Source organism: Flavobacterium anhuiense, assembly GCF_001705175.1.
Lineage (GTDB): Bacteria > Bacteroidota > Bacteroidia > Flavobacteriales > Flavobacteriaceae > Flavobacterium > Flavobacterium anhuiense.
Map to the genome: position 1 here is coordinate 4,208,302 of NZ_CP016907.1, position 14,279 is coordinate 4,222,580.

At 34.9% G+C, this 14,279-nt stretch carries 11 protein-coding genes and 1 pseudogene; 3 read left to right on the forward strand and 9 right to left on the reverse strand.

All coding sequences use genetic code 11. From position 1 onward, the window contains the following. The first annotated feature begins 64 nt into the window (after window positions 1-64). Window positions 65-1,747, forward strand: coding sequence for an aspartate-alanine antiporter (gene aspT / locus BB050_RS17635; protein WP_066034511.1), 1,683 nt, complete (start codon window positions 65-67; stop codon window positions 1,745-1,747). A 163-nt stretch (window positions 1,748-1,910) separates the two neighbouring features. Here aspT and BB050_RS17640 read toward each other — a convergent pair whose 3' ends face one another. The 9 genes and pseudogenes from BB050_RS17640 to BB050_RS17680 form a co-directional block, all read right to left on the reverse strand. Further along, window positions 1,911-2,627, reverse strand: coding sequence for an anaerobic ribonucleoside-triphosphate reductase activating protein (locus BB050_RS17640; RefSeq protein ID WP_083219869.1), 717 nt, complete (start codon window positions 2,625-2,627; stop codon window positions 1,911-1,913). After that, the gene (gene nrdD, locus BB050_RS22195; protein ID WP_008469083.1) at window positions 2,584-2,748 is read right to left on the reverse strand and encodes an anaerobic ribonucleoside-triphosphate reductase; all 165 of its coding nucleotides are present in this window, start codon (window positions 2,746-2,748) and stop codon (window positions 2,584-2,586) included. The genes BB050_RS17640 and nrdD overlap by 44 nt, the downstream gene beginning before the upstream one ends. Further along, window positions 2,729-4,852, reverse strand: coding sequence for a ribonucleoside triphosphate reductase (locus BB050_RS17650; RefSeq protein WP_066034513.1), 2,124 nt, complete (start codon window positions 4,850-4,852; stop codon window positions 2,729-2,731). Before BB050_RS17650 ends, nrdD begins: the two co-directional genes overlap by 20 nt. 14 nt (window positions 4,853-4,866) lie before the next feature. Next, window positions 4,867-5,598: an iron-sulfur cluster repair di-iron protein gene (gene ric, locus BB050_RS17655; protein ID WP_066034514.1), complete on the reverse strand. Its 732-nt coding sequence runs from the start codon at window positions 5,596-5,598 to the stop codon at window positions 4,867-4,869. A 31-nt stretch (window positions 5,599-5,629) separates the two neighbouring features. Next, window positions 5,630-7,144 carry an L-aspartate oxidase gene (nadB, locus tag BB050_RS17660; RefSeq protein ID WP_066034515.1) on the reverse strand — a complete coding sequence of 505 codons (1,515 nt, stop codon included), beginning with the start codon at window positions 7,142-7,144 and terminating at the stop codon, window positions 5,630-5,632. 30 nt (window positions 7,145-7,174) lie between these two features. Then, window positions 7,175-8,106: pseudogene (gene nadA, locus BB050_RS17665) on the reverse strand (quinolinate synthase NadA). 191 nt (window positions 8,107-8,297) lie between these two features. Then, complete coding sequence (locus BB050_RS17670; protein WP_066034516.1) at window positions 8,298-10,292, reverse strand: TonB-dependent receptor; 1,995 nt, start codon at window positions 10,290-10,292, stop codon at window positions 8,298-8,300. 63 nt (window positions 10,293-10,355) lie between these two features. Then, complete coding sequence (locus BB050_RS17675; RefSeq protein WP_066034517.1) at window positions 10,356-11,201, reverse strand: FixH family protein; 846 nt, start codon at window positions 11,199-11,201, stop codon at window positions 10,356-10,358. 73 nt (window positions 11,202-11,274) lie between these two features. Continuing rightward, window positions 11,275-11,643: a hypothetical protein gene (locus BB050_RS17680; protein WP_066035220.1), complete on the reverse strand. Its 369-nt coding sequence runs from the start codon at window positions 11,641-11,643 to the stop codon at window positions 11,275-11,277. A 126-nt stretch (window positions 11,644-11,769) separates the two neighbouring features. Here BB050_RS17680 and BB050_RS17685 point away from each other — a divergent pair, with 126 nt between their 5' ends. Both BB050_RS17685 and nosZ read left to right on the forward strand, forming a co-directional pair. Beyond that, window positions 11,770-12,246: a c-type cytochrome gene (locus BB050_RS17685; protein ID WP_066034518.1), complete on the forward strand. Its 477-nt coding sequence runs from the start codon at window positions 11,770-11,772 to the stop codon at window positions 12,244-12,246. 32 nt (window positions 12,247-12,278) lie between these two features. Then, complete coding sequence (gene nosZ, locus BB050_RS17690; RefSeq protein WP_066034519.1) at window positions 12,279-14,252, forward strand: Sec-dependent nitrous-oxide reductase; 1,974 nt, start codon at window positions 12,279-12,281, stop codon at window positions 14,250-14,252. Window positions 14,253-14,279 lie beyond the last annotated feature (27 nt).

Below are 14,279 nucleotides of genomic sequence, written 5' to 3' on the forward strand. Positions count from 1 at the left end.
TTATAAGTTGTTTAATGTAATATTTATTCTTTTTTTGATTAAATTTATCTAAAAAAAATGCAATATGGTAACAGCTATACTTAGAGAACATCCTGAACTGGCACTTTTTTTATGCTTGGCTCTTGGATTCTTAATCGGGCGTATTAAAATTGGGACATTTAAAATAGGTGTAGTATTAGGAACCTTATTCGCTGGTGTTCTAATTGGTCAGCTGGATATTGAAATTCCCGGTATTGTAAAAACCATTTTCTTTGATTTTTTCCTGTTTTCAACGGGATATAAAGTTGGGCCTCAATTTTTTCAAGGTTTTAAAAAGAATGCATTTCCGCAATTGTTGCTCACTTTGGTAATATGTTTGGCTTGCTTGTTAGTGGCATATTCTGTTTCTGTTTTTTTAGGTTATGATGTAGGAACAGCAGCAGGATTATTAGCAGGAGCGTTTTCTGAATCAACTGTAATTGGTACTGCTTCAGATGCTATAAGCCATTTAAATCTTGATGATGCAGAAAAAACTAGATTAATTAACAATATTCCGGTAGCCTATTCTGTAACTTATTTGGTGGGAGCAACATCTTTTGTCTTTTTTCTGACCGCAATTGCTCCAAAATTACTTGGTATTGATTTAGTTAAAGAAAGCGAACAACTGGCTGAAATCATCTCAGGAGAAACTGAACAGGAATACGGTCCAGGAATGAAAAGCGCCTATCAGAGATGGATTATCCGTGCCTATAGAATAACCAATGAGAAATGGATTGGAATCAGTATAAGCGAGTTTGAAAGATTAATATCCAACAAGAATATTGTTATTCAGAGGGTACGTCATAGAAATCAATTGCTAGATCCCAAACCCGATACCATAATTCATAAAGATGATGTGATGGTTATAATGGCACAACACGGAATCATTTTAGACAGCCTCTTTTCTATTGGGCCAGAAGTTTTGGATGAAGAGTTGTTGAATTTCCCCTTAGCACATTTAGATGTTACCATCACCAATAAAGCAATTGAAGGAATGACAGTAAAGTCTCTTCGAAAAAGCAGTTTTTATCATGGGCTAATGCTAAACAAAATAACGAGAGAAAATCATGAAATTCCACTTGAATCAAAGACGGTTTTAAATAGAGGTGATATTTTGAATCTTTCTGGCAGACCTGCAAAACTGGAAGAAGCAGCGAAAGAAATAGGCTATCTGGATCGTTTAAGTCCAGAGACAGATATCATTTTTGTTGGTTTGGGTATTGTCCTTGGTGGACTTTTAGGTTTGCTTTCGGTAACATTATTTGGAGTTTCAGTAACTTTAACGACAAGCGGTGGTGCATTGGTAATGGGACTTATTTTTGGTTGGCTACATTCAAGAACGCCAGTTTTTGGCAGAATTCCAGAGCCCGCCTTGTGGATTTTTGACAACGTTGGTCTCGCAACGTTTATCGGACTTGTTGGCCTCGCTGCTGGTCCAAGTTTTATTTCGGGTCTTAAAGAAACTGGTTTTGGTATTTTGCTTGCTGGTGTTGCTGTTGCCTTAATTCCTCATATCATCGGACTGTATTTTGGAAGGTATATATTAAAAATAAACCCTATAATTTTGCTTGGCGCGCAAACAGGCGCAGGCACCTCAACAATAGGATTAAAAGCGGTTCAAGATGCATCAGGAAGCAAGTTTCCAGTTTTAGGCTATACGATTCCGTATGCATTAGCCAATATATTATTGACTGCTTTTGGACCAATACTTGTCGGAATGATGTCTTAATCCGATCAAATCAAATGTACTAAATTTCAATTGTTATTTTATGGCTTGAAACTTCAAATCCTTCAAATGAAGTCCAATAGTTAACATTTAAGCTTTATTAAAGTAATAGATGAAATAATGATTGCTATTTTTTTGCTATTCTACAGATTAAGACTTGTATGTATTACTCTCTAATAATAACTTTTATTTTGGGAGTAGAGAAGTCTTTAAGTTGTATCTCTTTAGTAGAATTATCTAGATTTGAAAGTGTTGGCACATTATTCATAAAGTGTTGCACATAATAATTGCCTTCAAAATTTTGACTTTCAAGATATTTGATCATTTGAATAAAATCACTTTCTGTAATTAAAGAAGAATGAAAAGTAGTACGAACTTCAAACGGAATATTAGATTGAATCAAAAGAGAAAGAGTTTCTTGAAATTCAGAAAATAAGCCTGATTGCGTTAGTTTTTTAAAGGTATGAGGAAGACTTTTATAATCTAACGCGACATAATCAATTAATTGATCACGAATCAGGCTATTCAATATTTTTGGGTTGGAACCGTTGGTATCAATTTTAACCGCAAAACCCATTGCCTTGACTTCTTTTATAAAATCAATTATTTTTTTGTGTAAAGTACATTCGCCACCGCTTAAAACCACTCCATCTAGCAATCCTTTTCGCGTTTTGAGGAAAGTTAGAACTTCATTAAAATTTATTTTTCCTTTTCCCAAAACAATATCAGGATTGTAGCAGTATAAACACCGCATGTTACAGCCCGCAAACCACACAATGCAGGCTGTTTTATGCGGATAATCTAATAAAGTAAAAGGTGTGAGGCTAAATACTGCTTTATTAGATAATGGTTTCTTCGAAATGTGTACGCTGTTGGTGTTCACCTTTTTTTCCAATATTAAAACTTTCTACAGGCCTGTGATATCCCATTACACGGGTGTAAACCAAACATTTGCTTCTTTGTGATTTGTTTTCTTCTAGAATTTTATGCGTTTTTGTTTTCATAAGCCAAGTGTTTTTGATTGTTTTTATTGAGTAAAATTTCGTCGCATTTTGGGCAATATTCATGTTCTCCGTTTAGATAGCCATGAATAGGGCAGATGCTGAAAATTGGTGTTACGGTTATATAAGGCAGTTTAAAGCTGGTTAAAACTTTTTTCACGAAGTTTTTACAGGCTTCGGGACTGCTTATTTTTTCTCTCATATAAAGATGCAAAACTGTACCGCCAGTATATTTGCATTGCAATTCATCTTGAAGCAATAGCGCTTCAAAAGGATCGTCGGTATGATCAACAGGAATTTGGGAACTATTTGTATAGTATATGTTTTCATTTTGCCCTGCCTGAAGAATCTCTGGAAAACGTTTTTTATCTTCTTTTGCAAAACGATACGTGGTTCCTTCAGCCGGAGTTGCTTCCAAATTGTAAAGATTTCCTGTTTCTTCTTGAAATTCTTTCATTCGCAGTCGAATATGATCTAGAATTTCAGTTGCAAAATGAATTCCTGAAGTTTCTGTTATATTATGTTTCCCTTCAGAAAAATTTAGCACCATTTCGTTCATTCCGTTTACGCCAATTGTAGAAAAGTGATTTCTAAAATGTTTCAAATAGCGCTGTGTGTACGGATAAAGTCCGCGGTCGTACATCTGCTGAATAAACATTCTTTTTTTCTCTAAAGTCGATTTTGCTATTTGAAGCAATTCATCCAAATGTTCAAACAAAGTAATGATGTTTCCTTTGTGCAGATAACCTAGACGTGCCATATTGATGGTTACTACACCAATGCTTCCCGTCATTTCGGCACTTCCAAAAAGACCATTTCCGCGTTTTAGCAATTCTCTTAAATCGAGCTGTAGACGGCAGCACATACTGCGAACAGCATTTGGTTTATAAGCGTCTGGATTTTCTATGCGCTTACCATTTTCATCCAAAAGATATTGGCTTCCAATAAAATTCTGGAAATAAGATGAACCAATTTTAGCTGTGTTTTCAAAAAGCAAATCAACATTTTCTCCGTTCCAATCAAAATCTTCGGTAATATTTACTGTCGGAATAGGGAATGTAAACGGCTGGCCATTTGCATCGCCTTCAGTGATAATGGTGTAATATGCTTTATTAATGAGATTCATTTCATTTTGAAAATTAGCATATTTTAAATCTATCAATTTAGAAACGCCTCTTTTTTTAGCTTCTTCAATTAGCTTTTCATTAGTAACATTCAAAAATAAATGTTCGTCATTTATTGTCGGAATCTGTTCTTTTAAATCTTCAGGAACATTCCAATCTAAAGTGATGTTTGTAAAAGGCGACTGTCCCCAACGTGCTGGCACATTTAGATTGTAAACAAAACTTCTAATTCCTTTTAGCACTTCTTCATAAGAAAGCTGATCTTTAAAAACATATGGCGCTAAATACGTATCAAAAGAGCTGAAAGCTTGAGCGCCTGCCCATTCGCTTTGCAGTATGCCCAAGAAATTGGCCATTTGTCCTAAAGCTTCTCTAAAATGAGAAGGAGGTCTGCTCTCGACACGGCCACGAACGCCGTTAAAACCTTCATTTAACAGCACACGTAAGCTCCAACCAGCGCAGTATCCGGTAAGACAATCCAAATCATGGATGTGTATGTCGCCATTCCTATGAGCAGAACCTTCTTCTTTATTATATATTTTATCTAACCAGTAATTGGCGATTACTTTTCCGGCGGTATTACTGACTAGTCCCGCGTTTGAATACGAAATATTCGCATTAGCATTAATTCGCCAATCTGACTGGTTGATGTATTCTTCAACAGTTTGCGTACTGTCTATGTAAGTAGTGTCATCGTTTAAACCATTAATATGTTCTCGCTGTAATTTTCTCGTATGACGATAAATAATAAACGAACGCATGGTCTGGAAATAGCCGTTTTCAAAAAGTACTCTTTCAATAATGTCCTGAATTTCTTCAACAGGCCATGAATACTTTGCTTCTAGACCAGAAAGAACCGTTTTGAAAATTCTTTTGTCTACAGGCTGATTCACGCTCTGAAAGGCTTTTTGAATGGCATCCTGAATTTTATAAGCTTCAAATGGCTTATAATCTCCGTTGCGTTTGATTACATATTTTTCCATGGTTCTGATTTTATTTAAGACACTTTTTCAAATGTTTTTTCAAGTTCAATTGCTTTTGGAAACAGAATATTGTTTTCCAAATGCATATGTTTTTTCAAATCCTTGTCAAATTCTTCTAGCATGAGAAAAGCCACTTTATAGGTGCTGCATGAATCCACGGGTGGTGTATAATTATTAGTTAAGGCAGCAATTCTTCTAAAGCGTTGCCCTTCTGTAATATGATCGTCTTTTAAGGTTACAATTGGAGTTTCAATAGATAAAAAAGGCGGTGTTTCCAGTTCTGTACCTTTACTGTGTGCGGCTTTCATTTTTTTAATAAAAGGAAAAACAACCAACTCTTCTCTTTTCATATGAGCCGTTAAGTCCAAAAACGATTTTGAAAAAATAGTATGGATTTCATGAAGCTCAGGATGAATCGCACCGTGAACACCGCATAATTTATCTAAATATTCTAGAATAACAGGAGCTTTTTCTGCAACATATCTATGGTGAGTTTTGGTAATATAATCTGCAATCATGTCTGCAGGCCAATTTTTATAATCAAAAGACTGATTGGCAGAACTGTTTCTTGCTTTTTCAATATGGTCAATAAGAACACTTTCTTCAATATCTCTTTTTCTGCAGACTTCTTCGATAGTTCGATGCCCTTTGCAGCAAAAATCAATATGGAATTTTGTAAAAATGGCTGCTGTTTTGAAATCATCTGCTACGATTTCGCCAACTGTGGTTTTACTGGTCAGTTTCATAATGGTTGGGGTATATAGATTTATTTTGGTTTCAGCACATTTGTTTGTCTGTAGTGGCTTTGCATTGTTTAATAATCAATAGTGAAGCAGCTATCATATTTGAAAATTCGATAAACGGAATCGTGATTTCGTATGATTTTGTAAGCGAAACAGCATAATTATGAAGCTCTTTTATTTTTGCAAAAGCAAAATCGGCATCGCGTTCTTCACTCGTGTAAAACGAAGTGACCCATTTTTGCAATTCTTTTTTAAGTATTTCAAAAGCAAGATAATCATCTACATTATGTGCTTTTGGAAACTTTGGAATCAATATTTTGGATGAATAAATAAATTCAGCTATAGTTTTATCAACATTTTCCGAAGCTTGGTGTGCATATACTATAGCTTCGAGGAGTGAGTTGGATGCCAGACGATTTTTACCATGAAGTCCTGTTCTCGCACATTCCCCAATAGCGTAAAGATTTTTAATTGATGTAACTCCGTTTTGATCGACTTTAATACCGCCACATTGATAATGTGCAGCAGGAACAACTGGGATTAAATCTTTTTCAGGATAGATTCCTAGTTCATTGCAATGTGCTGTGATGACAGGAAATTGATTTGCAAAAGCTTTCGGATCTAAATGCCTGCAGTCTAAATAAACATGATTTTTGCCACTCAATTGAAGTTCTTTGCTTATGGCATTTGAGACCATATCGCGTGTAGACAATTCGCCTTTAATGTCATATTTAAACAAGAATCTTTTTCCTTCGTCGTTTACTATATGAGCACCAAAACCTCTAACGGCCTCAGAAATTAAGAATAACGGATTCTCTTTTCCTGTAAATAAAGCTGTTGGATGAAACTGAATATACTGCATATCGACAATTTCTGCTCCTGCACGTGCTGCGATTGCCAATCCGTCTCCTGTTGCTATTTTCGGATTTGTTGTATTTTCAAAAAGCTGTCCGCATCCGCCCGCACTTAAAACGATTGTTCTGGCTCTAATGTATTTAATTCGGTTGTGTTTTTTTTCAAAGAAAAAAGCTCCGGTACAAGTAGTTTTAGCTTTTTTTGTTTCGGTATTTAAGTCAATGACCATATGATTTTCTAAGAGTTCAATATTGGGCATTTTCTTGATCATTTTGAGCAGTTTCTGCTCGATTTCTTGTCCGGAGCTATCTTTATGGTGTAATATTCTATGTTGTGAATGTCCGCCTTCTAAACCTAAATCCCATTGGCCTTTTTCATTTTTATCAAAACATGCCCCAATTTCAATTAATTCCTGAAGTCTTTCTGGAGCTTGTTTAATAACCATATTAACCACTTCTTTATCGCACAGCCCTCCACCTGACCGAAGCGTATCATGTATATGTTTGTTAAAACTATCTTTTATGAGATCAGTCACCACTGCAATACCGCCTTGTGCCAGTCTTGTATTGGTGTTTTTAGCTGTTTCTTTCGTCATTATAACAATTGATAAATCTGGCCGTTTTTTTGCGATTTTCGTTGCAAAAAATAATCCCGAAATACCAGAACCTACGATAAGTATATCTGTTTTAAGCATGTTATTTTGATTTAGAGTTGTTGCATTTTTTTATGATAGTTCAAGCATCCTTTCAATAGGCTTTAGCGCTTGTATTCTCAGTTCATCTTTAATTAGCATTTCTGGCCTTTCATTTTTAAGGCACAAATACAATTTTTCGAGTGTATTCATTTTCATGAAAGCACATTCACTGCAGGCACAGCTATTGTCATCTGTGGTAGGAGCCGGAATCAGCGTTTTATCAGGTACAGCTTTCGTAAGCTCATGCAGGATACCGGCTTCTGTGGCCACAATGAAAACGGTAGTAGGATCCGTTTTAATGAAATTAATAATTCCCGAAGTTGAGCCGATGTAATGTGCTGCTTTTAAAATATGCTCTTCAGATTCAGGGTGTGCTGCAATTTTTGCAGTTGGATTTCTGTTATATATTTCAATTAGTTTGTCTAATGAAAAGGCTTCATGCACAACACAAGAGCCTTTCCATAAGACCAGTTCGCGTTTGGTTTCTTTCTGTAGGTATTTGCCCAAATTTTCATCTGGAGCAAATATGATTTTTTGTTCTACCGGTATCGACTCAATTATTTTTTGGCATTTGCCGACGTGCAGACCAAATCGCTCATGGCTTTTATTTGGGCAGAGCAGTTAATGTAAGTAACCACAATATGGTCTGGATACTGATCTTTAAACAATTTAAAATCTTCTGGCGGACAACCATCAGCCAAGGAGCAGCCAGCGTTCCAATCGGGTAATACTACTTTTTTGTTTGGGTTTAAAATTTTTGCGGTTTCTGCCATAAAATGAACTCCAGCAAAAACTATAATATCAGCATTTGTATTTTGAGCTTTTTTTGCCAGTTCAAGACTGTCTCCAATAAAATCTGCTATATTCTGAATTTCCTCATCTTGATAATAATGAGCCAGAATAATAGCATTTTTTTCTTTTTTCAATCGGATTATTTCCTGTACTAAAAAGTCCTTGTTCATGTTAATTTTTGAATTTTCTGCTATGTAGCTATATGAAAGCTGATGCTATTTATCTTTTAAACCTGTTTTTAAAATATATTTAAATACATAATTTTAATAGGGTAAATATATTATCATCATTTTTTTCAAAACATGATTCTAATCATACTGTTTTATATTTGTTTGTATATGTTAACCTTGATAATCGAATCTTAATTTAAATTGAGAGTGAGATTAACAAATATATTTCGGCCCATTCTTGGAATCTTGTTCCAATCGGCATAAGTCGTGTAATACTTATCAAAAATATTCTCAATTCCTGTTTGCAGTTTTAAGATGTTTTGATTCCAATGAAAAGCATATCCTGCATTAATTCCAAAAATCAGATAATCTGAAGTTTTGGTTTGCCCATAAGTTTTTGCAAATTCATTTTGTGCCAGATTTCCTAAAGCGTTAATTCCTGCATTAATTTTTTCTTTTTTAAAATCGATTCCTGCGCTGTATTTAATCGGACTTATAAATGGGAGATTATTTCCTTCATTATCTTTTCCCGAACTATAAGTAAGCTGAGATTTGAATTGCCAATTTTCCAGAAAATCATAAGTCAGATTAAAATCGGTATTGAAAATTTTGGCATTGTCTATAGCCTCATATCTTTTTACTCCAGAAGCGCCAATAGTCATAGGGAGCGTATTAGGATCAATTTTACCTATTATATAATTTGAGAAGCAGAAATAAGAACCTGTAATTTTTGCTGTGATTTGAGATGTTTTATATCCAACCGAAAAGTTTCCTTCGAGGGCATTTTCATTTTTTAGATTTGGATTTCCTATATAATCATAAAAGTCACTGCTGTTATACAAGTAGAATCCGTAGCCTTCAGATACAGATGGCGCTCTTTCGGCGTAAGCCAAACCAAATCCAAATTCAAATTGATCGATATTTTTGGTATAATTAGTTGCAAAACTTTTTAGGAAACGGTTTTTTGAAGCATCCATATCAGGATAAAAAATGCGGAGACTCGCTAGTCCGAAATCATTTGCTACGGTATTATTTTGGAACCCGAGATTAGTACTAATTCTCAAATGCTCTTTTTCAGAAATTTTGATGTTATCTTCTAAGGATGATCCGTTGTACAAAGTTCTGACATCTGGCCAAGTATACATAAACATCAAATTTTCATTTGGATCTGATGGATACATCGTCATCTCGGCAATTGACTTATTGTAAAAACCATTCAAGTCAGCTAGAAAATTATGTTTTTTAATTTTTCCTTTAATTCTCGAATAATAACCATAAGTATCAGACCATCCCGGCATATCCATGTGTATCGGTACGCTTGGTCTTTTGGTATCGTCCATTTTGTGGGTTATAGAATTGAAATATCCTTTTGTTTCCCAGTTTGTTATAAGGTTAGATTTTGGCATATATTTATAACATAGAGATACAATTTTAGCTTCGGCTAAAGAAACATCCATAGGAAGGGCAGGGTAGCCCACATTTGTTGCTTTATCATAAATTGCAGAAGCTTCTAAAAGATTTTGTTTGTTTATAAAATAACCTCCAATAGCAGAAATATTGTATTTGGTAAATTGAGAAAAACTCACTTCTTTGTTTCCACCTGCTTTATAATTATCGGCATCACGATGCATAAAATCAATATGGGTATAAAATCGAGTATCATTATATCCTAAAGAAGCACCAATAATTTTTTGCAGATTATTACTTTCAAAACCTGAATTTAAACTGCCGTTCCACCCCGCATTTTTATCACTAAACTGATTTCGTTTTAAATCGACAGATCCGCCAATTCCTGCTCCGTGACAACTAGCTTGTTGTCCAGATGCTACGCTGGCTTCAGTTAAATTTGAAACCTCAACATAAGACGTAATCGGATCCATTTTATCGGTACACGCACCAAATATGCGCATTCCGTCAATAGTAATCACGGTGCGCTCTGTAGCCATGTTGTTTATAATGGGTTCCCATGCATAAGCACCTCTTTTAATCATATTTACTTTTGATGATTTTGAGAGATATTCTTCTATAGATGTCAGTGATCTTGATTGTTTTAAGTGTAAAGAAGGTTTACTTCCAATGACAATTATTTCATTAAGTTTTACGGTTTCAAGACTATCATTTGGTTTTTCCTGCGCCCAGCATATTGTTGAAAATATAGCCAAGAAGGTTGCTGCTAGATTTTTCATCATTTTATACTTTAATAGAAAGAGACAAATTGTGTTATGCCTCTTTCTTGTTGTTTTTTAGATTTAAAATTCAATCTCAAAATAAAGACTGCTTGATGGATTGTCTGCTGTAACAGGTTCTCCTTTCAAAACTTCGTTATCAGCATTTAAAACTTGAAGGTTTATTTTCCAATATCCTGTCATGGTAAGAGAAAGTTTTCCTTTATAAAAACCATTAGTTTCAGATTGAAGCAAATCTGTATTGTTTGGTGAACCATGATTACCCATGCTCGGCATTCTTGGATCGATTTTGATTTTGAAATTATTTACAGCTTCAAAAGTCATCATATCTTTCATTTTGTAAATTCCTACTGCCATGTCGTTTAGCGCCACTTTTGGAGAAAATGGTGCGATATAGGCAATTACATAATTGTTTCCATCACTTCCCATAAATGAGCTAACCGTGCGTTTTGTCGATGCTGGTACGCTTATTCTATCGGTTGCGGTATAACTTACATTATTGATTTCGTAAGCTATTGTTAATTCCCAGTATTCTGTTTCGTTTTGTGCCATCTGAAAGATGATATCTCCTTCGTATACTGTTTTTTTATCTTTTTTTTCTACCTGAGATCTTGGACAAGAATGCTGCATCATGGCCATGTGCATTAACGGTATCCATTCTATTTTGGCATCTGTAATATAATTGTTGGTTTTCTTGTCTTTTATTCGAAGTGAAATACGATTGTAACCCTGCACCAAAGAACCTGTTGATGAGAATAATTCGATTACATGAGTATCATTGGTCATTTCCTGTATTTTATGAAGTCCGCTTGTTTCATCAATTGGAATTGAAGAAGAATCGTCATCAGAAGAGCAAGAGAATGAGATAATTGCTAGAAGTAAAAGCACTGTATATTTTAAAATTTTCATGAGATTTTAATTTAAATAATGATAATAAAAGGTCTGTCGAATGAATTCGAAAGAAGGAAGAATGAAATAAAAATCAAATGAAAATTGGAGGACGGAAGATATTGACGGCCTCTAAATGAGAATATAAGTTGTTGTAAAATGCATTTACTATAAAAGTAGAAGCACTATTTTTTTCAAAGGAGAATACTGGGATTTTGACAATAAACAAAACTACGGTTTCTGCTGTTTCACTTTTCTTTTCGTTAGAAGCTGGCGTATCATTTTTATAGCTTTTTGCTAATTCTTTTTTCAAATGACATTTTCCATTACAATGCAATTCCGGAGCATTTTTGTTTTCGCATAATTCAGTTGCAATGTAATGGTAGTTGACCACATAATCCAAAAATGGAAATGCAGGTCTGAATATTACCGCAAATAAAAATATGTAAATACAAAGCTTCATTGCTTGTGATTTTTGAGAATACGAAGGTATTATGAACTTTTTTTTGACGATATGATTGTAATCATACTTTTTGAAAAACATGTTTTAGAATTTTGATCAAAAGTTTAACAAGTAAAAAACAAAGTAATGAACAGATTATTTTTATTAACCATGTTTGGTTTTGTCTTACTCACATCTTGCGGCAAAGAAAAGTCAAACACCGATCAGGATTTTTCTACTCCAGCTCCAGCAGAGAAAACAGCTGACGCAGAATCCTATGATCCTAAAAGGGGTATTGGGAAATATGAAACCGTTGAATTAGGAGCTTCTTTGGATAAAGCATTGGCTGAAAAAGGACTTAAGACTGCCGAAGTTAAATGTACCTCTTGTCATAAACCTACAGATGAAAAATTAGTAGGTCCAGGATGGAAAGGGGTAACAGGAAGAAGAACACCTCAATGGATTATGAATTTTATTACCAATCCAGACCCAATGATCGACAAAGACCCAGAATTGCAGGCGCAATTGGAGCTTTGCATGATTCGTATGCCTAATCAAGGATTAACAGAAGATGAAGCAAGATCTATTTTGGAATATATGCGCCAGAATGATGGGGTTAAATAATTGAAAGGAATCAAAATCTAAATAATAGCCTTATGAAAAATAAATTTTTAAAATCGATTTTCGTTGTTACGTTAGGGTGTGCTTTTTTTGTTTCATGCAAACCAAAAGACTCTACAGATGCTGTTGAAGGCGATGCAGCCCAAAAAGTGTATGTGGCACCTGGAAAGTATGATGAATTCTACAACTTTGTATCGGGCGGTTTTAGCGGTCAGGTCAGTGTTTATGGACTTCCTAGCGGAAGATTGCTAAAAGTAATGCCCGTGTTTTCTGAAGATCCACAAAGTGGTTACGGTTACAGCGAAGAGACAAAACCAATGCTAAATACTTCTCATGGTTATGTGCCATGGGACGATCAGCATCACTTGGATTTGTCACAAACAAATGGAGAAGTTGACGGCAGATGGATTTTTGCTAATGCGAATAATACGCCACGTATTGCCCGTATTGACTTAAAAACATTTAGAACTGCTGAAATTATTGAGCTTCCAAATTGCGCAGGTAATCACTCCTCACCATTTATTACTGAAAATACAGAATATGTAGTAGGAGCAAGCCGTTTCAGTGTTCCATCAGATAATGATAATGGAGATGTGCCGATTAATACGTACAAGAAAAACTTTAAAGGATATCTTAGTTTCGTGAAAATTGGTAAAGAAGGTCAATTGGGTCTTTCTTTCCAAATCGTTGCTCCGGGTGTGAATTTTGATCTTAGCCACCCAGGTAAAAAAGAATCGCACGGATGGTTTTTCTTCTCATGTTATAACACAGAACAAGCTAATACTTTGTTGGAAGTTAATGCTTCTAAAAATGATAAAGATTTTATCATGGCTGTAAACTGGAAAAAAGCAGAGGAATATATTAAAGCTGGAAAAGGAAAACGAGTTCCTGCAAAATATGCCCACAATACTTGGGATGAAAAAACTCAAAGTGCAAAATCTGTAATCATGAATGAGGTTTTAACTCTAGATGCTGCAGAGCTTAAAGATATCTGTTATATGATTCCTTGTCCGAAATCGCCTCATGGCTGTGATATTGATCCAACAGGAGAATATATTATTGGAAGTGGAAAATTGGCGGCTTTGATTCCAGTATTTAGTTTCACAAAATTAAAAGATGCAATTGCAAAAAAACAATTTGATGGTGCTTACGCAGGAATTCCAGTTGTAAAATATGAAGCCGCACTTTATGGTGAAGTTCAAAAACCTGGTTTAGGACCTCTTCATACAGAATTTGATGGAAAAGGAAATGCTTATACTACAATGTTCGTTTCGTCTGAAGTGGTAAAATGGAATATCAAAGACTTAAAAGTTTTAGACAGAAAAGCAACTTATTATTCTCCTGGACACTTGATGGTTCCTGGTGGAAATACAGAAAAACCATTTGGAAAATACATGGTGGTTTACAATAAAATTACCAAAGATCGTTATCTGCCAACTGGTCCAGAATTAGCACAAAGTGCTCAATTATTTGATATTAGCGGCGATAAAATGAAATTACTTTTGGATTTCCCAACTATTGGAGAACCTCACTATGCGCAAGGTATTCCAGCAGATAAAGTTAGAAATAACGGTCAATTGAAATATTATGATATTGCAGCCAACAAACATCCTTTTGCTACTAAAGGTGAAAAGGAATCTAAAGTGATTAGAGAAGGCAACAAAGTTCACATTTATATGACTTCTATACGTTCTCACTTTTCACCAGATAATATTGAAGGAATTCGTGTGGGAGATGAAGTTTACTTCCATGTTACCAACCTTGAGCAGGATTGGGATGTTCCTCACGGATTTGCTATTAAAGGAGCAAATAATGCAGAATTGCTAATTATGCCAGGAGAAACATTAACATTAAAATGGGTGCCTGAGAAAAAAGGAATCTTCCCATTCTATTGTACAGATTTCTGTAGTGCACTGCATCAGGAAATGCAAGGGTATGTGCGAGTTTCGCCAGCAGGAAGCAATGTACCAATTACTTATAGTGTAGGTACCAATTTACCAAAAGAATAGTCAGTAACCACAAGGGAACAAAGTATT

Coding starts and splice junctions, on each gene's coding strand:
- aspT (WP_066034511.1), top strand. CDS start 65: ATGGTAACAGCTATACTTAGAGAACATCCTGAACTGGCACTTTTTTTA.
- nrdD (WP_008469083.1), bottom strand. CDS start 2,748: ATGAAAACAAAAACGCATAAAATTCTAGAAGAAAACAAATCACAAAGA.
- BB050_RS17650 (WP_066034513.1), bottom strand. CDS start 4,852: ATGGAAAAATATGTAATCAAACGCAACGGAGATTATAAGCCATTTGAA.
- ric (WP_066034514.1), bottom strand. CDS start 5,598: ATGAAACTGACCAGTAAAACCACAGTTGGCGAAATCGTAGCAGATGAT.
- nadB (WP_066034515.1), bottom strand. CDS start 7,144: ATGCTTAAAACAGATATACTTATCGTAGGTTCTGGTATTTCGGGATTA.
- BB050_RS17670 (WP_066034516.1), bottom strand. CDS start 10,292: ATGAAAAATCTAGCAGCAACCTTCTTGGCTATATTTTCAACAATATGC.
- BB050_RS17675 (WP_066034517.1), bottom strand. CDS start 11,201: ATGAAAATTTTAAAATATACAGTGCTTTTACTTCTAGCAATTATCTCA.
- BB050_RS17680 (WP_066035220.1), bottom strand. CDS start 11,643: ATGAAGCTTTGTATTTACATATTTTTATTTGCGGTAATATTCAGACCT.
- BB050_RS17685 (WP_066034518.1), top strand. CDS start 11,770: ATGAACAGATTATTTTTATTAACCATGTTTGGTTTTGTCTTACTCACA.
- nosZ (WP_066034519.1), top strand. CDS start 12,279: ATGAAAAATAAATTTTTAAAATCGATTTTCGTTGTTACGTTAGGGTGT.